The following is a 22140-nucleotide window of genomic DNA, read 5'->3' as shown; positions in this document are numbered from 1 at the left end:
CGTCGATCAGCGGCGGGCGGCGGTGAGGATGGCCAGCAGCGGCACCACCCGCTCGGGCGGGATGTCGTAGCGCCCGCGTGCGCTGCTGCGCAGCCAGCCGGCGGCGGCGAGTTGCCGCAGGTGGTGGTGGAGCTGGCCGGTGGTGCCGAGACCGTCGAGGTCGGCCAGTTCGGCGGTGCCGTGCCGGCCGCCGAGGATCTCCCGCAGCAGCCGCAGTCGCACCGGATGGGCCAGTGCGGTGAGCGTGCCGGCCTGCGCCGACCAGTCGTCGTCGAGCAGGTCGTCGACAGTGGCGCCGTACTGCCAGTCGTAGTTCCGGTCCCCGGTGCGGACCGTGCCGGTGTAGAGCACCGCGCCGGCGCCGTCGGCGGGCAGGCGCCGCTTCAGGCCGTCGAGCGCCCAGAAGACGTCCTCCGGTGTGACCTCGGTCTCCGGGTGGGCCTCGGCCCGGTCGCCGACCAGCCGGGCCACCTGTGCCTCCAGGGCCGCGAGCCGCTCCTCCACGCTTGCCATGCCGTCAAAGTACGGAAGTACGCACTTACGTTCAAGTTGACAGAGCGTGGCGACCGCCGAACTGCTGGCGCGTTCCCGGTATCAGAACGAACCGTTCGGGCATGTTCTCCGTACACAGGTGTGGTACGTGACGTCTACCTCGGAGGCATGGTGTCCGCAGTTCGAACTGATCCATTCGCGGGGGCGATACTCCAGGTCGGCGTACTCGCGGCCCTGGCCGGCACTGTCGGCCTGAGCGCGTACGGCTGGCTGGCCGGTCTGCTCTTCGGGGTGGTGACGGTCGCGGCGCTCGGATACGGGCTGCGCCGCTCCGGCGCGGACCGGCTCGGGCCGGCCGACTGGGTGACGCTCACCCGGGCGACGCTCACCGGCGGGGTGGCCGCGTTGACAGTCGACTCGTTCCGCGGGCCGATCGCGGTGCCGGTGCTGGTCGTGCTGGCCGCCGTGGCGCTCTCCCTGGACTGGGTCGACGGGCAGGTGGCCCGGCGTACCGGCACGACCAGCGCGCTCGGCGCCCGGTTCGACATGGAGGTCGACTCCTTCCTCGTCCTGGTCCTTTGCGGGTACGTCGCCGACCAGGTCGGCACCTGGGTGCTGGTGATCGGCGCAATGCGGTACGTCTTCGTCGCCGCCGGCTGGGTGCTGCCGTGGATGCGCGGCTCGCTGCCGCCGCGCTACTGGCGCAAGGTGGTCGCCGCCACCCAGGGCATCGCGCTGACGGTGGTGGCGGCGGGCGTCCTGCCCCGGCCGCTGGCCCTCGCGGTGGTGTTCGGCGCGCTCGCGCTGCTGGTCGAGTCGTTCGGACGCGACGTCGGCTGGCTGTGGCGGCACCGGGTACGGCCGGCGCCGCGGGTGCTGCCGGCCGCGCCGGTCTCCCCAGCACCGGCGGGCCACGGGTCCGAGTGGACGTCGGGCACGCGGATCGTGCGCCAGCCCGCCGAGGTCGGCGGGCGACGCCGGTGACCGACGTGTCCCGGCCGGCCGACGGCGACGACGCCCCGGCCGGCACCGCGCCCCCGGGCGACAGCGAGACGAGCGACCCGGGTGACGGCGCCACCGGCGCATGGAACGCCCGGCGGCTGCTCGGCGCGGCGGTCACCGCGCTGGCCGGGGTGCTCGTGCTGGTGGCCCTGGTCGCGCCGAGCGAGGTCAACCGGCTCACCTTCGGCGCGCTGCTCCGCATCCCTGTGGAAGGGCTGCTCGCCGTCGCCCTGCTGCTGGTCCTGCCGGCACGCCCGCGCCGGGTGGTGGCCACGCTGCTCGGCGCGCTGCTCGGCCTGATCCTGGTGCTCAAGGTCACCGATCTCGGGTTCTCGATGGTGCTCGACCGGCGCTTCGACCTGATCGCCGACTGGACGTTCCTCGGCGCGGGCGCGGAGTTCCTGTCCGAGTCGTACGGCGGGACCGCCGAGGTGGGCGCGATCGCCCTGGCCGTGGTCGCGGCCCTCGCCGTACCGGTGCTGGTGACGCTGTCGGCGCGGCGGCTGGCCCGCGCCGCTGCCGCCCACCGCCGGGTGACCACGCGCGCCGTCACCGCGCTCGCCGCCGCCTGGGTGGTCTGCGCCGTGCTCGGCGCGCAGATCGTGCCCGGCGTCCCGGTCGCCGCAGACACCGTGGCCGCCGACGTCTTCGACCGCGCCCGGCAGGTGCGGGCGGGCCTGAACGACAAGGAGACGCTGAGCACGCAGCTCGCCGGTGACCCGTTCCGGGACGTGCCGGGTGAGCAGATGCTCACCGCGCTGCGCGGCAAGGACGTCCTGTTCACGTTCGTGGAGAGCTACGGCCGTGTCGCGCTGGAGGATCCGGACCTCGCCCCGGAGGTGGACGCCGTCCTCGACGAGGGGACCCGGCAGTTGCGCGCGGCCGGCTACGCCAGCCGCAGCGCGTTCCTCACCTCGTCCACCACCGGCGGTGGAAGCTGGCTCGCGCACGCCACGCTGATGAGCGGCATCCGCACCGACAACCAGTTGCGCTACACCAACCTGGTACGCAGCGACCACATGACCCTCAACGGCGCGTTCAAGCGCGCCGGCTGGCGGACCGCGCTCGTCATGCCGGCGCTCAACCGGGCCTGGCCGGAAGCAGCCTTCTTCGAGCCCGACACGCTGTACGGCGCAAAGGAACTCGGCTACCGGGGACCGCTGTTCAGCTTCTCCTCGCCACCGGACCAGTACACGCTGTCGGCGTTCCAGCGCCGCGAGCGCGGCCCCGGGCGCACCCCCGTGATGGCCGAGATCCCACTGCTCTCCAGTCACCTGCCGTGGACGCCGGTGCCGCCCCTTGTCGACTGGGACGACATCGGCGACGGTTCGGTGTACAAGGGGACGGCGCGCGCCGACCGCTCGGCGGAGGGCACCCGGGAGGCGTACCAGCGGGCTGTCGTGTACTCGCTGCGCACGCTCATCTCCTACGTGCAGCGGTACGGTGACGAGAACCTGGTGCTGGTGTTCCTCGGCGACCACCAGCCCGCCCGCGCGATCACCGGCGACGACGCCGGCAAGGACGTGCCGATCACAGTCGTCGCGAAGGACCCGGCAGTGCTCGACCGCATCGCCGGATGGGGCTGGCAGGACGGGCTCAACCCGGACCCGCAGGCCCCGGTCTGGCCGATGGAGTCGTTCCGGGACCGGTTCCTGCGGGCGTTCGGACCGCAGTCCACCACTCACAGTTAGGGATGTCGTGACGATGCTCGCGCGGGCCTGGGGGATCACCCGCTCCCTGGCCGTCTACCACGGTCAGCCGGCCAAGCACCGGCGTGCCCGGCAGCTCTACGGGCAGTTCCTCTCCCCCGGCGACCTCGCCTTCGACATCGGCGCCCACGTCGGCGGCCGGGTCCGCACCTGGCGGCGGCTGGGCGCGCGAGTGGTCGCTGTGGAGCCGCAGCCCGACTGCCTGCGGGTGCTGCGCCTGGGCTTCGGGCGGGACGCCGACGTGGTGATCGAGCCGACGGCGGTCGGGGCGCGGTCCGGGAGTGCGCGCCTGGAGCTCTCATCGGCGACGCCGACGGTGTCCACCATGTCGTCGTCCTGGATCGAGTCGGTCACCGCCGACCCGAGCTTCGCCGGGGTCCGCTGGGACCGGTCGATCGAGGTGCCGGTGGTGACGCTCGACGACCTGGTCGCGCGGCACGGCGTACCGGCGTTCTGCAAGGTCGACGTCGAGGGCTTCGAGGTGGATGTGCTGTCCGGGCTCACCCATCCGGTGCGCGGGCTGTCCTTCGAGTACCTGCCACCGGCGCACGACGCCGCGCTGGAGGCACTGGAGCTGGTGGAACGGCTCGGCGCGTCCGCGGGCGGCTACCGCTACAACTACTCGCCGGTGGAGACCATGCGTTTCGCGAACGACACGTGGCTGGACGCGGCCGGCCTGGTGCGCCTGCTGGAGACGTACCGTCCCGCCGGCCGCTCCGGCGACGTCTACGCCCGGCTGGCGGCCTCCTGACATAGGGTCGGCCCCGAGCACGAGTCGAGGAGGGCCGATGGCCAGGTACGCCGCCCTGCTGCGGGCCGTCAACGTCGGGGTCAACAAGCTGGCAATGGCCGACCTGCGCCGCGTCGTCACCGACCTCGGTCACACCGACGTCAAGACGTACCTGCAGAGCGGCAACGTGGTCTTCACCAGCCCACCGGCCCGGGCGGAGACGCTTGCCGAGGGCATTGCGAACCGGCTCGCCGACGAACTCGGCCTGCGGGTGCCGGTGCTGGTCCGCGACGGGGACGAGCTGGCCGCGGTGGCCGCCGCCAGCCCGTACGCGGGCCGGCAGGACGACCACACGCGGGTGCTCGTGGTGTTCCTGTCGGCCGCGCCGGCCGCCGCGCGGGTCCGCGAGCTGGCAGTGCCGCCGGGCGAGACGATGGAGTACGAGGTGATCGGCCGGGAGGCGCACCTGCACTTCCCGGCCGGCGGCTACGGGCGGACGAAGTTCACCGCCGCGTACCTGGAGAAGAAGTTGGGTGTGGTGGCGACGGCCCGCAACTTGCGGTCGGTGCTGGCCCTGCGTGACCTGACCGCCGGCTGAGCGCCTCTCCTCAAACCGGCCGGCGGCACCTAACATTGCTGGTCATGAATATGAAGCGCGTCACCCGCTCGCGACCCGGGCGGATGGTCGCGGCGGTCGTGCTCGCCGTCGCGGTCGCGATCCCGCTCGGGGTCACCGGCGCCGCCTCGGCCGCGACCACACTGACCGTGGCCCAGGCACTTGCCGCCCAGGACGGCCGGACCGCCACCGTGACCGGCTACGTCATCGGCCAGCCCACCGCCGCCAACACGGTGCTCAGGTCCGGCTTCACCGCGGACACCGCCATCGCCATCGCCGACCAGGCCGGCGAGACCGGCACAGCCCGGATGCTGTACGTGCAGGTCACGGCCGCCTGGCGGAGCACCTTCGGGCTGCTCACCAACCCGTCGCTACGCGGGCGGCAGGTGACCGCGACCGGCGCGCTGACCGCGTACTTCAGTCACGGCGGGCTGAAGAACCCGACAGCCATGGCCCTCAGCGGCGGCGCCACGCCGAGCCCTTCCCCCACCGCGACCCCGGCGCCGACCGGCACGCCCGACGCCTACTACGCGGCCGCGGCCGGCAAGACCGGGCCGACGCTGCGCACCGCGCTGCACGGCATCATCCGAGTGCAGACGAAGCTCAGCTACGACCAGGTGTGGGACGCGCTCAAGGACACCGATCAGGACCCGGCCAACCCGGCCAACGTGATCCTGCTCTACAGCGGACGCTCGCAGAGCAAGACCAGCAACGGCGGCGGCGCGAACGACTGGAACCGGGAGCACGTCTGGGCCAAGTCGCACGGCGACTTCGGCACCGCCACCGGCCCCGGCACCGACGTGCACCACCTGCGGCCGGAGGACGTGTCGGTCAACTCGCTGCGCGGCAACAAGGACTTCGACGCGGGCGGCGGCACGGTCGCCGAGGCGCCCGGCTGCTACACCGACGCCGACTCGTTCGAGCCGCGCGACGCGGTGAAGGGCGACGTGGCCCGGATGATCCTCTACATGGCGATCCGGTACGAGGGCGGCGACGGCTGGCCGGACCTGGAACCGAACGACTCGGTCTCCAACGGGTCCGCTCCCCGGCTCGGGCGGCTGTCGAAGCTGCTGGCCTGGAACGACCAGGACCCGCCGGACGCCTTCGAGCAGCGACGCAACCAGCGGATCCACGAACGCTGGCAGGGCAACCGCAACCCGTTCGTCGACCACCCGGAGTGGGCCCGGTCGATCTGGGGTTGACGCTCGTCCTCGATGTGAGGAAGCGTGGCGAGCGGGTAGAGACATCCGGTTGGCACGGCCGGGGCGGTCGGCACGGACGCGCCCCCGGCACCGCACGATCGGAGATGAGACTCTCATGGCCCCCAACAGCGTTCCGGACATCGCGCTCAACGACGGAAACTCCATCCCACAGCTCGGCTTCGGCGTCTTCCAGATCGAACCGAAGGACACCGCCCGGGCGGTCGGCACCGCGCTGGAGGTCGGCTACCGGCACATCGACACCGCCCAGATGTACGGCAACGAGGCCGAGGTGGGCCAGGCGCTGCGCGCCTCCGGGCTGGACCGCGCCGAGGTCTTCGTGACCAGCAAGCTGAACAACGGCTTCCACCGCCCGGACGACGCCCGCAAGGCGTTCGAGCAGACGCTGCGGGAACTGAAGTTCGACTACCTCGACCTGTTCCTGATCCACTGGCCGCTGCCCACCCGCTACGACGGCGACTTCGTCTCCACCTGGAAGGTGCTCGAAGACCTGCAGCGCGAGGGCACCGTACGGTCGATCGGCGTGTCCAACTTCCAGGTCGCGCACCTGGAGCGGCTGGCCGCCGAGACGGACGTGGTGCCGGCGGTCAACCAGATCGAGGCGCACCCATACCTCGGCAACGAGGAGGTGCGCGCGTACGACAAGGCGCACGGCATCCTCACCGAGGCGTGGTCGCCGATCGCCCAGGGCAGGGTGCTCGACGACCCGACGGTCGTCGACGTGGCCGAGCAGGTCGGCCGGACCCCGGCGCAGGTGGTGCTGCGCTGGCACGTGCAGCGCGGCGACATCGTGTTCCCGAAGTCGACCACCCCGAAGCGGATCGAGGAGAACTTCGCGATCTTCGACTTCACGCTCGACGACACCGCGATGGAGCGACTCACCTCGCTGGACCAGGGCGAGGCCGGCCGGACGGGCCCGAACCCGGACGAGTTCGACTACATCCCGAGCTGAACCGCCGCACACCGAAGGGCCCCGGGAAACCGGGGCCCTTCGACGTTTGACTTCGCGCGCACTCGAAGAGGCAGGGTGACCGGCAAAGCTCCGACGGGGAGGAAATCCATGCGCTACCGCACCATCGGCACCGACCCTGCGACGCGCCGCAAGGTCAGCGTGCTCAGCCTCGGCGCGATGCTCTTCGGCACCGCCACCGACGAGGCCACCTCGTTCGCCATCCTCGACCGCTACGTCGAGGCCGGCGGCACGTTCATCGACACCTCGGACAACTATGCCTTCTGGCAGAACGGGGGCCAGGGTGGCGAGAGCGAGGAACTGCTCGGCCGTTGGCGGCGCAGCCGCGGGGTCGGCGACGAGGTGGTCATCGCCACGAAGCTCGGTGCCCGGCCGCTCGCCCCGGGCACCAGCTACGTGGACAACCCCGAAGGGCTGTCGGCGAAGGTGATCCGCGAGTCCGCCGAACGCAGCCGGGAGCGGCTCGGGCTCGACCGGATCGATCTCCTCTACGCCCACATCGAGGACCACACGGTTGCGCTGCGGGAGACAGTGGAGGGCTTCGCCGAGCTGGTCGCCGAGGGCACTGTCGGGCTGCTGGGCGCCAGCAACCACCGCGCCTGGCGGGTGGAGCGGGCGCGGGCGCTCGCCGCCGCTGCCGGGTTGCCCGGGTACGAGGTGCTGCAGTACCACCGCAGCTACCTGCCCCGGCGTCTCGACGTGCCGAGCGAGCTGGACCGGGACGGCGACGTCGGCTGGGTCGGCCCGGACCTGCTCAGCTACCTGCGGGCCGAGCCGCAGCTCACGCTGGTCGCGTACTCGCCGCTGCTCAAGGGCGCGTACGTCAGGCCGGAACGGCTCGGCGAGGAGTACGCGGTGCCCGCCACCCCGGCCCGGCTGGAGGCGTTGCGGGCGGTGGCCGCCGAGACCGGGGCCACGGTCAACCAGGTGGTGCTGGCCTGGCTGATGGGCGGCGACATCCCGGCCGTCCCGCTCGTCGGCTTCTCCTCCGTGGCGCAGCTGGAGGAGAGCCTGGGCGCGGTCGACCTGGAGCTGACCCCGGAGCAGCGGACCCGGCTGGACACGGCCGGGTGACCCGCCCGGGCCGGGTGGCGGCGCGCCACCCGGCCCGGAGGTGTCGCTCAGCTCACCGGGAACCGGCTCACCCGGACGTCCAGCCGCAGGCTGCCGGTGCCCGGCAGGGTCACCTCGGTGGCGTCGGCCGCCCGGGCCGCGCCGTCGTACCAGCCGGCGTAGCTGACGAACGGCGGCGTCCAGAGCCAGGCCACGGTGACCGGCTGGGGGCCGAGCACGCGCAGCGCGTACTCACCGTCGCGGTCGGACGTCCGGCCGATGACCTCACCGGTACGCGCGTTGCGCACCGTCAGCTCCGCGACCACCGGGCGGCCCTCCGGGTCGACGAGCCGGCCGGTGACCAGGACGCCCCGGCGCAGGGCGAGGTTGTAGACGGTGCTGGCGCCGGCCCGGACGGTGACCGGCTCGGCCTTGCCCCGCAGGGCGAACCCGCCGGACCACTGGGTGGCGTTGTCGGCGGTGGTGAACAGCAGCGGCCAGCCGTACGGGCCGAGCCAGTCGATGCGGTAGCGGCCCTGCGCGTCCAGCTCCGTGCCCCACGGTGACGAGCCGCCCGACACCGGCGCGAGCGTGACGCTGCCGGAGGTCGCCGGCGTACCGGTGGCCGCGCTGGTCACGGTGCCGGTGACGATGCCGGCGCGGTCGAGCCGGATCGCGGGGACGGTGACCGTCTGCCCGGCGCGGAGCGTGACCACCCGGGCCTGCTTCGCGTCACCGGTGCCGCCGGTCGCGCCGACCCACTGCGCGCCGTACGGTGAGCCGCCGGCGGGGCGGGCGAACAGGTTCCAGGAGCCGGCCCCGAGCTGGTCGAGGCGGACCGCGCCGGTGGCGTCGGAGCAGTACCGTCCCGGGTCGCCCGGCAGCTCGCCGGTGCCGGCGGGCGCCACTGTCACACAGGCCCCGGCGACGGGCGCTCCGGTGGCGGCGTCGACCACCCGGGAGACCACGTGCGCGGCCGGGGTCAGGTCGACCACGGCGACGCCGCTGCCGTCGGCCGCCACCGTCACAGTCGCGTAGCGGGGCAGGTGGGAATCGTCCTGGGTGTAGACCCGAACCTCCTGCGGGCCGGGGACCAGCGGCGGCACTGTCACCTCGGCGTCGCCGCACGGGTTGCGGCGGGCGTCGACGAACACGCAGACGCCGCCGATCGGGGCGCCGGTGACCGCGTCGCGCGCCCGCACTGTGGACGAGCTGGGGGCGAGCAACCGTTCGGCGACGTTCGTCGTGTCCCCCGCGGACACCCGGACCGTCCCGGCGCGCGCCCAGCTCGTCCGGCCCGGCACCCACTGGCGCAGCGCGTCGTCGGGCTGGTCGGGATCGCCGTACGCCGGGCTGACGGCGATCTTGTAGTCGTTGCCGGGCAGCGCGACGCTGAGCTGTCCGGACTCGTCCAGCTGAAGCAGGCTGACGTCGTAGCTGCTGTCCGCGGCCACCACGGTGACGGTGCCCTGAGCCGGAGCGCCGTCGGGCGCGGTGACGGTCAGGTGGAGGACACCTGCGGGGTCCTCGGCCGCGCCGGCGGCGGTGGGTGAAGCGGTGACGGCCAGAGCCGCCACGGCGAGCGCGGCGAAGACTCTTCGGGCGATGGACACGCAGAACCCCTCTCGGTTGAATGCACGGAGAGGCGCCCGAGTAGCCACAACCGGGACACGCCCCCCGTGCGTCGGATGCCGGCGCAGCATATGGCGACCGGCACGCCTCGCACTGCCCGCGACAGGTCTTTCGGCGGAGTTCCGCGGAAAGGCGCATAACCCCGGTTTCCGGTCGATCGCCCACCGCTCGCGGCCGGAGGCCGCCGCCAGATCCGATCTGGCGGGCCTTCTGGCGTCTCCGGGGTGAGACCGGCAGGCGTTCGTGGTGGTCACCCCGGAGTACAACCACAGCTTCCCGGCCTCGTTGAAACAGGCGAGCGACGTCGCGTACGACGAGTTGCGCTGGTGGGGCCGGGCGTTGCGGGAGGGGCGGTCGGCGCGGCCGTACGCCTGCTGAGCACCATCGACAAGGAGAGGTAGTGATTCATGAGTAACCGGAACACCGGCCTGGCCGTCGAGGCCGACGGCCTGGTCCGGTCCTTCGGTACGACGCGGGCGCTCGACGGGCTGGACCTGCGGGTGCCCGCCGGCACCGTGTACGGGGTGCTGGGCCCCAACGGCGCCGGCAAGACCACAGCCGTACGGGTGCTGGCGACGCTGCTGCGCCCCGACGGCGGCACGGCCCGGGTCTTCGGCCACGACGTCGTGCGCGACGCCGACGCGGTCCGCTCCCGGGTGAGCCTGACCGGCCAGTACGCCTCGCTGGACGAGGACCTGACCGGCGCGGAGAACCTGATTCTGCTGGCCCGGCTGCTCGGGTTGAGCCGCGCGGGCGCCCGGAACCGCGCCGACCAACTGCTCGCCGCCTTCGGGCTGACCGAGGCCGCCGGGCGGCAGGTGAAGAAGTACTCCGGCGGGATGCGGCGGCGCATCGACATCGCCGCGAGCATCCTCAACACCCCGGATCTGCTGTTCCTGGACGAGCCGACCACCGGGCTGGACCCGCGCAGTCGCAACCAGGTGTGGGCGATTGTGCGGGCGGTGGTGGCGTACGGCACCACAGTGCTGCTGACCACGCAGTACCTGGACGAGGCGGACCAGCTCGCCGGCCGGATCGCGGTCGTCGACCACGGCCGGGTGATCGCGGAGGGCACCCCGGGCGAGTTGAAGTCGTCGGTCGGCTCCGGCAGCGTCCACATCCGGCTGCGCGATCCGGGGCAGCGGCCCCAGGCCGAGCAGGTGCTGCGGGCGGCGCTGGGCGTACCGGTGCAGCTCGAAGCGGATCCGGTGGCGCTGACCGCCCGGGTGGGCGAGGACGGCACCGACCTGGAGGCGAGCGCGCAGGCCGCCCGTGCGCTCGGTGAGCTGGCCGGCGCCGGCATCGTGGTGGACGACTTCTCCCTCGGCCAGCCCAGCCTGGACGAGGTCTTCCTGGCCCTGACCGACCACCCGGCCGTCCCGGCGGACGAGCGGGACGACGAGCTGGAGGCGGCGCGATGAGCGACACCGCTATCACCACCGGGCGCCCGCCGTCCGTCTACGTCCCGTCCGCCGAGGCGCTCGCCACGGTGCTCGCCCCGGCCGAACGGCCGGCCCGGCCGGGTCCGCTCGCCGCGTCGCTGACGTTCGGCTGGCGGGCCCTGCTGAAGATCAAGCACGTGCCGGAGCAGCTGTTCGACGTGACCGCGTTCCCGATCATCATGGTGCTGATGTTCACGTACCTGTTCGGTGGCGCCCTGGCCGACAGCCCGCGTGCGTACCTGCAGTTCTTCCTGCCCGGCATCATGGTCACGAGCGTCGTGATGATCACCATGTACACCGGGGTCGGGCTGAACAACGACATCGAGAAGGGCGTCTTCGACCGGATCCGTACGCTGCCGGTCTGGCGGCCGGCGGCACTGGTCGGGATGATCTTCGGGGACGTGCTGCGCTACGTGCTCGCCGCGGTGGTCATCCTCACCGTCGGGCTGGTGCTCGGCTTCCGACCCGACGGCGGGCTGCTCGGGGTGCTGGCCGGGATCGGGCTGCTCGTGGTCTTCTCGTTCGCGTTCTCCTGGGTGTGGACGTTCTTCGGCCTGGTGCTGCGCAGCGAGAAGTCGGTGATGGGGGTCAGCATGATGGTGCTGTTCCCGCTGACGTTCCTCAGCAACGTCTTCGTGGAACCGTCCACCATGCCCGGTTGGTTGCAGGCGTTCGTCAAGGTCAACCCGATCACCCACCTGGTCGCCTCGGTCCGCGCGGCGATGGCCGGCTCGATGGACGCCACGAACACGATGTGGTTGCTGCTCTGGAGCGCCGGTTTCGTGGCCGTCTTCGGCACGCTGACCATGTACCGCTACAACCGCCACTGACCCGGTCCGCCGGGGTGGTGGGGTCCGAGCCCCGTCACCCCGGCGTACCGGCCGGTCAGAGCCGCCAGGACACCGGTTCGGGCGGCAGGTAGCGGCAGGTGCCGCCGGTGGTGACGGACTCGCGCAGATGGGCGGCGAGCGCCGGATGCCGCTCGTCGATGCGGCGCAGCGTGTCCCGGATCCGCCCGGTCACCGCCTTGCGTGCCCGTTCGGCCTGGTCACCGAGGCGGCGACTGCGCCCGGTCAGCCCGGTGGCGGTACGCAACTGGTCGAGCAGCGCGGCCCGCTCGGCGTCCAGCGCGGACAGCCGCCGCTCGTCGTGGCGTACGGCGGCCCGGTCGATCTCGTCGTCGAGCCGCCGCAGATGCCGGCGGTAGCGGGCCTTCGCCTCGTCGTCCAGCACCGGATCGGCGCCGAGCCTGCGGGCGGCGACAAGTTCCGGGCCGGCGGCCGGGTCGAGCAGCTCGACCGCGGGCACGTCGGTCCCGGGCCGGCTCAACAGCAACCGCAGGTCGTGCAGCCCTTTGGCGTCGGGCAGATGCACCACCACACCGCCGTACCCGAGGCGCCACACCGGCCCGTCCGGGCAGAACTCCGGCCGCCCGGCCTCCGGCGCGCGGATCCCCACGCCGGAACGGACGACGACGGACGGGTACGCGGCAGCCACCCGCGAGGCGAGCGCCACCGGGGACGGGACGGACGCCGCCGGAAAGACGGCAGCCAGCGGAGAGACCGCCACCGCTGGGGAGTCCGCCCGGACGAGGGCCAGCCGGCCGGGCACCTGTCTCATGCCCAGCGCACGCGCCTCGGCCACCGTCCCGGCGCGCAGCCGCCGCGCCTCGGCCGCGTCGCCCGGCCCGGCGCGCCCTGTGAGCGCGGCCACCAGCCCGGCCCGGGCCAGCACCGACCAGGGACGGGCGCCCAGCCGGTCGGCGGCGTCCCGGGCCGCCGCGTAACCGGCGACCGCGTCGTCCCACCTGCCGTCGGCCGCGTCCACGGCGGCCAGCCACAGGTCGACCGGGCCGGCGATGTCGCAGCCGAACAGCGCGGCCATCCACCGCCCCCGGTGCGGGGTCAGCGCCGCCCGCGCCTCGGCGCACCGGTCCGGGTCGCCGTCAACTGCCGCCGCCTGGGCCCGCAGCCGCAGCCACAGCGGCGACACCGACCGGGGGTACGTGGCGCCGGCGGCCTCGATCCCGGCGGTGAGCCCCAGTACGGCGTCCGTGTCGCCGCGTTCGGCGGCCGTGATCGCCCGGAGCAGCTCGGCCTGCGGATGGCCGGCGCCCACCTTGTCGAGCAGGGCCTCGGCCTCGGCGACCCGGCCGTAGAGGAGCAGCACCGACCAGCGGATGTGGTACGTCATGAAGGCGTGGTCGGAGTGCTCCGGCTCGGGGCGGCTCTCCACCTCGGCGAAGCACTCCTCGGCGGTGGCGAGGTCGCCCCGGAACGCGGCGATGATGCCGCTGTCCATCGTGGCTGCCATCCGCTGCCGGGGGACCTCGCCCTGCCGGGCGCCGGCCACGAACGCAGCCAGCTCCTGGCGGTATCCCGGGTCACCCAGCTCCAGCAGCGCGACCCAGCGCAGCGCGGTGGCCCACAGCTCGGTCTCCCGGTCGCCGCCGCGGCGGGCCACCTCCCGGATCTCGGCTGTCACCAGGGCTCGCTCCTCGGCGGTGCCGAGCCCCCAGGTGGTGTCGTGGCGGGCCCACAGGCTGAACGTGAGCGCCTCGTCGTCCCGGCCGTGCCGGGCGAGCGTCTCGGTGGCGGTGATCAGGTCGGTGACCAGGCTGCGGACCGACCGCTCCGGATCCGGCTCGCCGATCAACCGCCGGTACGCCTCGCGGACCAGGTCGTCGACGTCGAGCCGGCGCCGGATGGCCGAGTGCCGCCGGTGCGCGGTGAGCGCCACCCGGGTCAGCACGCCGGGGTCGTCGGCCTGCCGGGCCAGCGCGGCGGCCTCGGTCAGCAGCCGTTCGACCTCCTCCGCCGGCCCGATGTGGTGCAGCAGCCCGGCCAGTTCCAGCAGCAGCCGGACCCGCGGGGCGGGCTCGCCGGGAAGCTCGAGTGCCCGCCGGTAGTGCCGGACCGACTCGTCCACGGCGAGCCGGCCGGCGGCGCCCCGCGCGGCTGTGACCAGCAGGTCACCGGCGCGTACCGGGTCCAGCTCGGCGCCGGCCAGCCACGCGTGCCGGGCCAGGTGGGCGGGGCTGAGCGCGTCGGCGAGCGCGTCGGACCTGTCGACGGCCCGGACGACGCCCGCGTGCCGGGCCCGCCGCGCGTCCGCGGCGAGCCCGTCGTAGAGCGTCTCGCGGACCAGGTCGTGCACGAAGACGAACCGCCCGCCGCCGCGGGGCAGCACCAGCCGGGCCGCGGCGGCTCGGCCCAGCATGCGGTCGACCTGGGCGACCGGCGCGGGTACGCAGGCCGCCACAGTCCCCCTGTCGAACTCGTGGCCGAGCACCGCGGCGACGGTGAGCGCCTCGACCACCGGGATGGGCAACTGGTCGAGCCGGCGGCGCACCACCTCCCGTACGCCGGGCGCGATGGTGTCCGTGAGGCCGTCGGTGTGCCAGAGCCGGGCGGTCTGCTCGACGAAGAACGGGTTCCCGCCGGTGCGCCTGTGCACCTCGGCGACCAGGTCGGCGCCCGGCTCGCGACCGGCGGTGCGGGTCATCAGGGCGGCCACCTCGTCCCGGCCGAGGCCGGTGAGCGTGACTGTGGTGGCCTTCGCGCTCAACGGCACCAGCAACGGGCGCAGCGGATGCTCGCCGGACTCGACCTCGGCGTCCCGGTAGGTGCCGACGAACAGCAGCCGTTCGAACCAGGTGTGCCGGGTGACGAACTGGAGCAGCCGGACCGACGCCGGGTCGGCCCAGTGCAGGTCGTCGAGGACCACCACGACCGGCCGGTACTGCGCGACGGCGACAAGCGCCGCTGTCACCGCGTCGTGCCTGTCGAACTCGGCCCGGCCGTCGTCCCCCGCCGGGTCACCGTCGTCCCCCGGCTCGTCGCCCTCCCCGGCGGGGCGCTCGCCGAGCAGGGCGGCCAGCCCGGCGTCGACTGCTTCCCGGGCGCCGGACGGGTCGCCGGCGGACCGGGCCAGCCGGCGCAGCACCTGGACCCAGGGCCAGTAGTCGGGTGCGGTGTCGGAGTCCCAGCACGCGGCGCCGAGCACGAGCGCCCCGCGTCGCCGGGCCTCGTCGGCGGCGGCCGAGACCAGTGTGGTCTTGCCGATGCCCGGCTCGCCGGTGACCAGGGCGAGGCCGCCGTGGCCCGCGGTCAGCCGGGCCACCTCGGCGCGCAACAGCGCCGCGGGATGCTCCCGCCCGATGATTCCCTCGCCGAACCGCGGCTCCATGACCTCCCGACGCTAGTCGAGGGGTCCGACAAGATGGGAGAGCGATCAGGTCCGCGCGTCGGTCACCACGTGCGCGCACGCCGGGCACGCCGACGGTCCCTGTTCGGCGAACCACCGGCAGGTGCGCCGGATGGCGCACTTCGGCAGCGCCTCCTCGGCGGGCGGGGCGGTCTCGGCGTACGAGGCGGCCATCCGCGCGCCCAGCCCGCAGTGCGAGCCGGTCCAGAAGCCGCAGGACGAGGTGACGCACGGGCCGGCGAGCCGGACCCGCGCCTCGACCGGCTCGTCGGAGTCGCCGAGCCCGGCGAGCGCCACCTCGGCCGGTACGGCCGGGGTCACGTAGGCCACCCGGCCCGCCGGAGTGATCATGCCGAGGAACACCGTGGCGTTCGACGCCGGGGTGCTCGGGCACATCCGCTCCGGCGCGCCGGCCGGCCGGGCAACGTCGGTCACCGCTGGATCCAGAACCCGATGTCGTTGATCTTCTGCCCGAGGTCCTGGGCGAACGGGCCGTCGATGACCCAGAGGCCGTACCACTCGGGGCGCAGCTTGATGTTGCCGTGGCCGACGGTCAGCGGGTTGGTCAGCCTCGCGTCGGCGGTACGCAGCGCGGCCAGGCCGGCCTTCTGGATCTCCGCGGCGATCAGCGTCTGCTGCTCGGCGCTCAGGTCGACGCCGTCGACCACGAAGCGGAACTCGTTGCGGGCCATGTGCTTCCTCCGGTCACTCGTACGATTCGGTGCCCAGCCCGCGGCGCAGGCTGGTGCGGGTGAAGGCCGCCCAGCCGGCGTGCGAGGCGGCGTCGGTGCGTTGCCCGGCGCGGGCGAGCACCCGGGCGGCGTGTTCCGCCCAGCGGTCGGCGGTGGCCGCCGCGTCGCCCCACAGTTCGCGGCAGGCCGCGACCGCGAAGGCGACCTGTTCCGGGGCGCCGGTGAACCCGGCGGATCCGTCGGCGACCCGGATCGTGCCGTCCGGCCGGACCCGCACGCTCGGGAAGTGGTGATGCAGGCTGGCCAGCGTGGCCAGGTGGGTGGCGTCGCGCCGGCCGGCGGTGAACCCGGCGTGCAGCTCGTCGTCGCGGCGGTGCCGGATCGCGTGCAGCACCAGCGCGTCGCCGGCCGGCTCGATCCGGGCGACCACCTGCACCGGCGTACTCCAGGCCGGCGGCGAGTTCGCCGACCAGAAGGCCAGCCAGGCGGCGAGCCGGGCGTGGAAGTCGGTCTGGACGCCGACCGCGAGCGCGGAGCCGTCGGGCGCGCGCAACGCGGCGGTGGCGATGCGGTCCCGGGCGATCAGCGGCGTCGCGCGGCGGGCGGGCGCCGCCGCGGCGGTGGCTTGGGTGGAGGCGACGGCCAGGCCGGTCACTGTGACCGCCGAGGCTGCCGCCGCGCCGGCGAGCAGTCGCCGACGGTCGAGCGGGTGTCCGTTGTCGTTCATCGTCGGCCCTTCGTCGACGGCAGTGGCCCGACGTTATCGACCGGAAGCGATCAGGAAAACACCCTGCGTGACGGGAGATTGACAGGAATGCCGGGGATACCCGGCGGCGTGAATGACCGTTCCTGTGCTGCCGCGCGGGCGCGGTCAGGCGCGCAGCAGTCCGGCGACGGCCCGCTGGGCGTTCACGAGCGCCGCCGGCGGCAGGTCGAGCGTCCAGAGCGCGGCGGCCAGATAGTCCAGGACGCGCCAGCGCTGCTCCTCGCTCAACGGCGGCCGTCGCGCGCCACCGAGGACCGGCAGGCCGTCCGGCGCCCCGGCCGGGAACGCGCCGCCGGCGCTGCGCCACACACCGCCGAGCGCCGTGTCCAGCCGGGCGGTGAGCAGCGCCGCGAGCCGGCGGCGGTCGACCCCGATCAGGTACGGGGCCAGTTCCGCGTCCGCCGCGATCAGCCGCAGCCAGCGGTGCACCGCCTCGCGTACGGCGACCGGACCGAGCCGGTCGCGCGACTCGCCGGGACAGGTCACCAGCTCCGTGGTCCGCACGACCAGGGGTACGGATGGTCGAGCCCGGTCAGTTCACCGTGGCACTTGATATCGATGAACACCTATATATAGGCTTGCGGCGTTCCGCTCACCCCCCATCCCAAGGAGTGTGAACCATGCGTAAGCCCAAGCTGTCCCGGATCCTCGCCACCCTCGCGGCCGCGACGCTGGCAGCGCTCGGCGCGGTAGCCGTCAACCCGGCTCCGGCCTCCGCCGCCGTCCGCAACGTCTGCTACAACATCAGCCAGGCCGGCCCGTTCGCCAACACGGCGGTGCAGGCGGCGGCGATCTGGAACAACTACACGAACAACATCAACATGGCCCAGTGCGGGTCCAACCTGCGGATCACCTACACCTACGGCGGCGGCTCGTACGCCCAGCGCACCAGCCTCGGCAACGGCCGCGTGGTGATCGACTACAACCAGGCCCAGCAGTACTCGGCACTGCGCATCATGACGCACGAGATCGGCCACATCCTCGGCCTGCCGGACAACTACAACGGCAACTGCGCCCTCCTGATGTCCGGTGGCAGCGCCGGTACGAGCTGCACCAACCCGTACCCCAGCTCCGCCGAGGCATCCCGGGTCGACTCGCTGTTCGGCTTCGCCGCCCGCAGCGCGACGCCCGCCCAGGTCTTCACCGGCAGCTGGCCGGCCGCCGCGACGGTGGGCGCCCAGCGCTGACGACGCAGTGACGACGGGGTCGGCGGGTCACCGCCGGCCCCGTCCGCGCGTCCGGCCCTTCCCCGCCGCCGCGCCGGCCGCCGCCTTGCCGGGCCGCCCGGCCGTCGGCTTGTCCGGCTTCCGGCCACCCGTGCGGTCCGCGCCCCGACCGGACGCGGCGTCGTCGGCGAGAGCTGCCGCGCGGCGGTTCAGCTCCTCGACCCGCTCCCGGAGCCGGCGCAGCGCCTCGGCGTCGTCGTCCACCTCGGACACCTCGTCGAGCAGGCCGACGTAGTCGGCGGCCAGCCGCCGGTGCGCCGGGGCGGCCGGCCCGGCGTACCCGTCCAGGTCGATGATCTGCTGCGCGAGCACCGCGGTGGCGGCGCCGAGCGCGGCCCGTTCGTCGGCGCGCGCGTCCCGCCCGGCCCGGCGCGCGTCGGCCAGGCGACCGGCCCGGCGACCGCCGAACCAGAGCACCGCGGCGCCGGCCACCACGCCGGTCACCGCGCCACCGGCCAGCAGGTACCGGGGCAGCGAAGGGCTGATGGTACGAGCCCCGTCCGGCACCAGACCGGCCCGGACCAGCCGGTCGTAGTTGAGCACGACCACCTTCAGCGCCTCGACCGGCCGGTCCACGAACGCGTCGGCGCCCCGGCCGATGGTGGTCTCGGCAACCATCGCCCGGCCGAGGTCCTTGGCGCCGTCGCCGCCGAGCCGGGAGCAGCCGTAGGTGTCCCAGTCCTCGCCGTCGCGGCTCATCGCCAGCACCAGCGTGCCCTGCGTGGCGCGCTTGGTGTCGGCGCACGCCTCCCGCAGGTCGGCGCCCGGCTCCATGATCAGCACCACCAGCCGCCGGTTGCCGATGACCCGCTCGGCGGCAGCCCGGTCCAGGTCGACCCCGGGCGCGGCGTAGACCGACGAGCCGCGTACCTGCCGGGCCGCCGGGCCGTCGAGGATGCCGCCGGACCACAGCGCCCAGCCGGCCAGCGCCAGGCAGGCGAGCGTCGCCCGGCCGAAGGCGGTGCCGACCAGGCGGCCGAGCAGCCGGCGCGGACCGGTCGCCGCCGCACGCCGCCGGGCGGGCACCCGCGCGGGCCGGGTCGCGACGCCGCTCACGACAGCCTCGCCCGCAGGTAGACGTCCGGCCGGTAGCCGGGCATCCGCACGTCCCGGGCCACGCCGTCCAACTCGGCCGCCGCGTCGGCCAGCAATTCGCGTACGTGCCGGTCGGGCAGCCCTTCGTCCAGCGCGTCCCGGGCCGCCCGCAACCGGCCCACGCCCCGCACCAGCGCCGGGTCGCTGCGGGCGTCGGTGAGCAGCGACAGCTCCACTGCGAGCGCGGAGAGCCCGGCCAGCCGGGCCGGCGTACCGCCCGGACCGACATCGGCCGGACGGCGACCACCCCCACGCACGGTACGGATCGACAGCACCACGAAACCGGCCACGCAGGCGGCGAAGATCCAGGGCAGCGCCGGCAGCGCCACCCGCAGCGGGTCGAACGGGCGGTACGGCAGCGGACGGTCGAACAGCCCCGCGTACCGCACGTCGGTCACCTGGCCCAGGTACGTGCCGAGCACGTTCTGCTGCGGATAGGCGTACCGGCCGAGCCGGCTGCCGAACTGGGCGTAGAAGCTCGCGCCGGCCACCTCGGCGAACTCCGCCCCGCCGGGACCGTGGTACTCGATCCAGTCCCCGTACATCACCACGAGCGGCTGGTCCGGGGCGAGCCGGTGCAGCGCCGGCCCGTACGCGGGCAGCGGCTCCCCGTACGGCTGCGCGGGCAGCACCACGAACCAGGCCCCGTCCGGGAACGCGCTGCTCGCCGCCTTCTCCGGCAGCCGGGTCAGCGTGGCGCCGGGGCCCACGTACCGGCCGGTGGCGCGCAACGCGGCCACCATCGGGGCCAGCTCCGGGCCGGTCGGTTCCCGCCAGCGCAGGTCGTCGCGGTCCGGCGGGGTCGGCTGGTCGTGCAGCGTGGCCAGCAGCGTGAGCAGCGGGCCGGTCACGTCGCGGGTGGCGAACCGGGCCCGCCAGCCCGGCAGGTCGTCCGGCGAGGCCACGTAGAGCCCGCCGCTGACCTCGGTACCGACGATCCGGATCTCGGCGTCATCCACGTCCTTGACCCGGCGGCGTTCCGCCTCGTCCAGACCCGGAGGGGCGACCAGGATCCGGGTGCCCCGGTCACCGATGGCCGCCCGTACCCGCTGCTCGTCCCAGCGCGCGACCGCCCCGGGCAGCCGTACCACCGGTTCGGCCGCGACCAGCGCCGTCATCTCCTCGACCGACGGCACGCTCGCGTCGCTCAACTCCCCGGCCGACCCCTCCTGCGGCAGCGCGCCCGCCGAGGGGGACTGCCCGTAGCTGACCTCCACGCTCTGCCGTTGCGCCCCCAGGAACACCACGAGCACTGCTGCCGCGGCGGCCAGCAGCGACCAGCGCACCAGATCCCGGCGCACCGGCAGCCTCGGCGCGGTCACCGGCCGGCCCGCCACAGCTCGTCGGCCCGGCGCGCGTGCTCGGCCGCGGCCCGGGCCGCGTCGGCGCCGCCGCGCCCGGCGGCGAGCAGTTCGGCCCGGGCCAGCAGCCGCTCCGCCTCCGGCACCGCCGTCGGGGACGCGTCCCGGCTGACAGTGGCGTCGTGGATCGCCGCCCGCGCCGACGACCAGGCGACGCGCCGGCCCTGCGCGCGGGCGCGTCTCCGGGGCAGCAACGCGGCGAGGAACCCGGCCGCCAGGGCCACCACGCCCCCACCCAGCCAGGGCAGCACGCTCGCGGTCATGATCCATGTCTAACGCACCGCCGCCAGCGGCGCGCGTCGAGGTACGCCTACGACGACGAATAGCCCTCGTTGAAGCCGTCGATGAACCCGCCCGCGAACCCGGACGCGACACAGCCGGCACAGCACAGGATCACCAGCAGCGCCGGCACCGCCACCCACAGTGCGATCGCCCACCTGTTCGTCCGCTGTTCCGGCTGCGGCGCGTACGCCTGCGGCGGGTACTGCGGCGGCGGATACTGCTGCTGGTACGGATCCTGCTGATACGGGTCGTGAGGGTACATCCGGCCATCGTGCCCACCGCCCTCGACCGCCGGAAGATCCGAACGGTTTGCCCGACATGCCGCGACGGCCCCTCGTCACGCCCGGTGCGCGTCCAGGTGGGTGAGCACCGTCTGATTGGCCTCCCAGCCGTCCGGGAACTTCACCGGCACGTCCAGGTGCACCCGCTCGGTCGACGGGTACGCGTCGAGCAGCTCACCGATCCCGGCCCGGGCCACCACCACGCAGGCGTGCCGGTGCCGCGACGCCAGCACGCACAGCCGCCCCGACTCCAGGTGGAACGCGGTCGCGTCCCGTCGGCCGGAGAGCGGGTGCAGCACAATCGTCACGTCGTACTCCCGGCCCTGGAGCCGGTTGGCGGTGTCCACGGTGATGCCCGCCCCGGCCGCGCCCAGCCGGGACCGGATGGCCGCGACCTGGTCGCGGTGCGCGGCCCCGACGGCGATCCGGTCCGCGGTGACCGGCGCGCCGCCCGGCGCGGCCTCGCTCACCGCCACCGCGCCGCGCGCCAGCACCCGCAGCGCCAGCTCCGCGCAGGCCGCGGCGGCTTCGGCGTCGGTACGCACGGTGTGCCGGGCCGGCAGCTCGTGCAACGCCCAGCCGGTCGCGGCGGCCACCTCCACCGAGGCGTCGTAGGCGTCCCCCGGGCCCGGCTCGGTGAACGTCAGCACCCGGTCGGCCGGACCGGTGCCGGCGCGGAACCCGGTGAACGGGTAGAACGCGGCCGACACCACGGGCGCGGCCGAGTCGGGCAGCCGCCACGACACCGGCAGCCGGTGCACCGGCAGCTCCGGGTTGTGCCGCAGCAGCGTGGCCACCGCCGACTGCATCGGATCCCAGGTCAGCCCGGTCCAGCGGAATGTCTCCACTGTGGAGAACGGATCGAGTTGCCCCGGGTCGCCGACGAACAGCGCCCGCTCGAACCGCCCCGCCACGCGCAGCAGCGCGTCCGCGCGCATCTGGTACGCCTCGTCCACGATCGCCCACGGCCAGCTCCCCTCGGTGACGGTGGCCCACTTGGCCGCCGTACCGATGGTCACCGCCGGCCCGCCCAGGTCGGCGACCTTCGCCGCGACCCGGACCGCCGGATGCCCGGTGACCCGCCCGGTGGGCCGGTAGTCGGTGGCGGAGAGCCGCCCGACGCGCAGCTCCGGGGCCCGACGACCGAGCCGGTCGATGAGGTCGTCCACCTGCTCGTTGGTCTGCGCCACGATCATCAGCGGGTCGCCGGTGGCGGCGATCTCGACGGCGGCGCGGACCACGAGGGTGGACTTCCCGGCGCCCGGCGGCGAGTCCACGACGACGCCGCGGTGCGCCCCCTCCCGGAGGTCCCGCAGCACCCGTTGGATCACCTGCTCCGCTTCGTGCAAGGAAGGGCCCCCTTTT

Annotated in this window: 23 protein-coding genes; 11 read left to right on the top strand and 12 right to left on the bottom strand. The window is 74.2% G+C overall.

The features are described 5' to 3' along the window. Window positions 1–6: 6 nt before the first annotated feature. Complete coding sequence (locus tag FHU28_RS08505) at window positions 7–513, bottom strand: ArsR/SmtB family transcription factor (protein WP_184682544.1); 507 nt, start codon at window positions 511–513, stop codon at window positions 7–9. A 147-nt stretch (window positions 514–660) separates the two neighbouring features. On the opposite strand from FHU28_RS08505, the gene FHU28_RS08500 reads away from it, so the two are divergent. The 7 genes from FHU28_RS08500 to FHU28_RS08470 all read left to right on the top strand — a co-directional run bounded on the left by FHU28_RS08500 (window position 661) and on the right by FHU28_RS08470 (window position 7813). Then, window positions 661–1476, top strand: a complete 816-nt coding sequence (locus tag FHU28_RS08500; protein WP_221453152.1) for a CDP-alcohol phosphatidyltransferase family protein — start codon at window positions 661–663, stop codon at window positions 1474–1476. Next, on the top strand, window positions 1473–3185 hold the full coding sequence (locus tag FHU28_RS08495) for an alkaline phosphatase family protein (protein ID WP_184682542.1): 1713 nt from the start codon (window positions 1473–1475) through the stop codon (window positions 3183–3185). The genes FHU28_RS08500 and FHU28_RS08495 overlap by 4 nt, the downstream gene beginning before the upstream one ends. Window positions 3186–3198: 13 nt before the next feature. Next, entirely contained in the window at window positions 3199–3954 is a 756-nt protein-coding gene (locus FHU28_RS08490) for an FkbM family methyltransferase (RefSeq protein ID WP_184689352.1), read from the top strand. Window positions 3955–3991: 37 nt separating this feature from the next. Further along, entirely contained in the window at window positions 3992–4531 is a 540-nt protein-coding gene (locus FHU28_RS08485; RefSeq protein ID WP_184682541.1) for a DUF1697 domain-containing protein, read from the top strand. Window positions 4532–4575: 44 nt separating this feature from the next. Further along, a complete protein-coding gene (locus tag FHU28_RS08480; RefSeq protein WP_184682540.1) occupies window positions 4576–5751 on the top strand; it encodes an endonuclease in 1176 nt (391 codons plus the stop codon). A 115-nt stretch (window positions 5752–5866) separates the two neighbouring features. After that, entirely contained in the window at window positions 5867–6721 is an 855-nt protein-coding gene (locus FHU28_RS08475; protein ID WP_184682537.1) for an aldo/keto reductase, read from the top strand. A gap of 108 nt (window positions 6722–6829) precedes the next feature. Beyond that, window positions 6830–7813, top strand: coding sequence for an aldo/keto reductase (locus FHU28_RS08470; protein ID WP_184682535.1), 984 nt, complete (start codon window positions 6830–6832; stop codon window positions 7811–7813). Window positions 7814–7860: 47 nt separating this feature from the next. Here the strand turns inward: FHU28_RS08470 and FHU28_RS08465 are convergent, their stop codons facing one another. Further along, window positions 7861–9405: an MSCRAMM family protein gene (locus FHU28_RS08465; RefSeq protein ID WP_184682524.1), complete on the bottom strand. Its 1545-nt coding sequence runs from the start codon at window positions 9403–9405 to the stop codon at window positions 7861–7863. 262 nt (window positions 9406–9667) lie between these two features. On the opposite strand from FHU28_RS08465, the gene FHU28_RS08460 reads away from it, so the two are divergent. The 3 genes from FHU28_RS08460 to FHU28_RS08450 are packed head-to-tail and all read left to right on the top strand — an operon-like array spanning window position 9668 to window position 11696. Further along, the gene (locus FHU28_RS08460; protein WP_311773546.1) at window positions 9668–9802 is read left to right on the top strand and encodes an NAD(P)H-dependent oxidoreductase; all 135 of its coding nucleotides are present in this window, start codon (window positions 9668–9670) and stop codon (window positions 9800–9802) included. 29 nt (window positions 9803–9831) lie between these two features. Continuing rightward, a complete protein-coding gene (locus FHU28_RS08455) occupies window positions 9832–10845 on the top strand; it encodes an ATP-binding cassette domain-containing protein (RefSeq protein WP_184682521.1) in 1014 nt (337 codons plus the stop codon). Then, window positions 10842–11696, top strand: coding sequence for an ABC transporter permease (locus FHU28_RS08450; RefSeq protein WP_184682518.1), 855 nt, complete (start codon window positions 10842–10844; stop codon window positions 11694–11696). The genes FHU28_RS08455 and FHU28_RS08450 overlap by 4 nt, the downstream gene beginning before the upstream one ends. A gap of 55 nt (window positions 11697–11751) precedes the next feature. On the opposite strand, the gene FHU28_RS08445 is transcribed toward FHU28_RS08450, so the two are convergent. From FHU28_RS08445 to FHU28_RS08425, 5 genes are all read right to left on the bottom strand, one after another. Next, entirely contained in the window at window positions 11752–15054 is a 3303-nt protein-coding gene (locus FHU28_RS08445) for an ATP-binding protein (protein ID WP_184682517.1), read from the bottom strand. Window positions 15055–15099: 45 nt separating this feature from the next. Next, entirely contained in the window at window positions 15100–15507 is a 408-nt protein-coding gene (locus FHU28_RS08440; RefSeq protein ID WP_184682515.1) for a hypothetical protein, read from the bottom strand. Next, window positions 15504–15764 carry a class I SAM-dependent methyltransferase gene (locus FHU28_RS08435; RefSeq protein ID WP_073830758.1) on the bottom strand — a complete coding sequence of 87 codons (261 nt, stop codon included), beginning with the start codon at window positions 15762–15764 and terminating at the stop codon, window positions 15504–15506. Before FHU28_RS08435 ends, FHU28_RS08440 begins: the two co-directional genes overlap by 4 nt. A 13-nt stretch (window positions 15765–15777) precedes the next feature. Beyond that, the gene (locus tag FHU28_RS08430) at window positions 15778–16491 is read right to left on the bottom strand and encodes a hypothetical protein (RefSeq protein ID WP_184682513.1); all 714 of its coding nucleotides are present in this window, start codon (window positions 16489–16491) and stop codon (window positions 15778–15780) included. Window positions 16492–16635: 144 nt separating this feature from the next. Next, a complete protein-coding gene (locus FHU28_RS08425) occupies window positions 16636–17034 on the bottom strand; it encodes a globin (protein WP_311773545.1) in 399 nt (132 codons plus the stop codon). A gap of 116 nt (window positions 17035–17150) precedes the next feature. On the opposite strand from FHU28_RS08425, the gene FHU28_RS08420 reads away from it, so the two are divergent. Further along, the gene (locus FHU28_RS08420; protein ID WP_073830756.1) at window positions 17151–17717 is read left to right on the top strand and encodes a snapalysin family zinc-dependent metalloprotease; all 567 of its coding nucleotides are present in this window, start codon (window positions 17151–17153) and stop codon (window positions 17715–17717) included. Window positions 17718–17744: 27 nt separating this feature from the next. Here FHU28_RS08420 and FHU28_RS08415 read toward each other — a convergent pair whose 3' ends face one another. From FHU28_RS08415 to FHU28_RS08395, 5 genes are all read right to left on the bottom strand, one after another. Further along, window positions 17745–18812, bottom strand: a complete 1068-nt coding sequence (locus FHU28_RS08415; protein WP_184682511.1) for a hypothetical protein — start codon at window positions 18810–18812, stop codon at window positions 17745–17747. After that, window positions 18809–20173, bottom strand: a complete 1365-nt coding sequence (locus tag FHU28_RS08410) for a hypothetical protein (protein ID WP_311773544.1) — start codon at window positions 20171–20173, stop codon at window positions 18809–18811. The genes FHU28_RS08415 and FHU28_RS08410 overlap by 4 nt, the downstream gene beginning before the upstream one ends. Then, window positions 20170–20475, bottom strand: a complete 306-nt coding sequence (locus FHU28_RS08405) for a DUF6403 family protein (RefSeq protein ID WP_184682507.1) — start codon at window positions 20473–20475, stop codon at window positions 20170–20172. The genes FHU28_RS08410 and FHU28_RS08405 overlap by 4 nt, the downstream gene beginning before the upstream one ends. 47 nt (window positions 20476–20522) lie before the next feature. After that, a complete protein-coding gene (locus FHU28_RS08400) occupies window positions 20523–20756 on the bottom strand; it encodes a hypothetical protein (protein ID WP_073830753.1) in 234 nt (77 codons plus the stop codon). 75 nt (window positions 20757–20831) lie between these two features. After that, the gene (locus tag FHU28_RS08395) at window positions 20832–22124 is read right to left on the bottom strand and encodes an AAA family ATPase (protein ID WP_184682504.1); all 1293 of its coding nucleotides are present in this window, start codon (window positions 22122–22124) and stop codon (window positions 20832–20834) included. Window positions 22125–22140: the final 16 nt, after the last annotated feature.

The organism is Micromonospora echinospora, from assembly GCF_014203425.1.
Classification (GTDB): domain Bacteria; phylum Actinomycetota; class Actinomycetes; order Mycobacteriales; family Micromonosporaceae; genus Micromonospora; species Micromonospora echinospora_A.
This window is presented reverse-complemented; position numbering and strand designations above follow the sequence as displayed.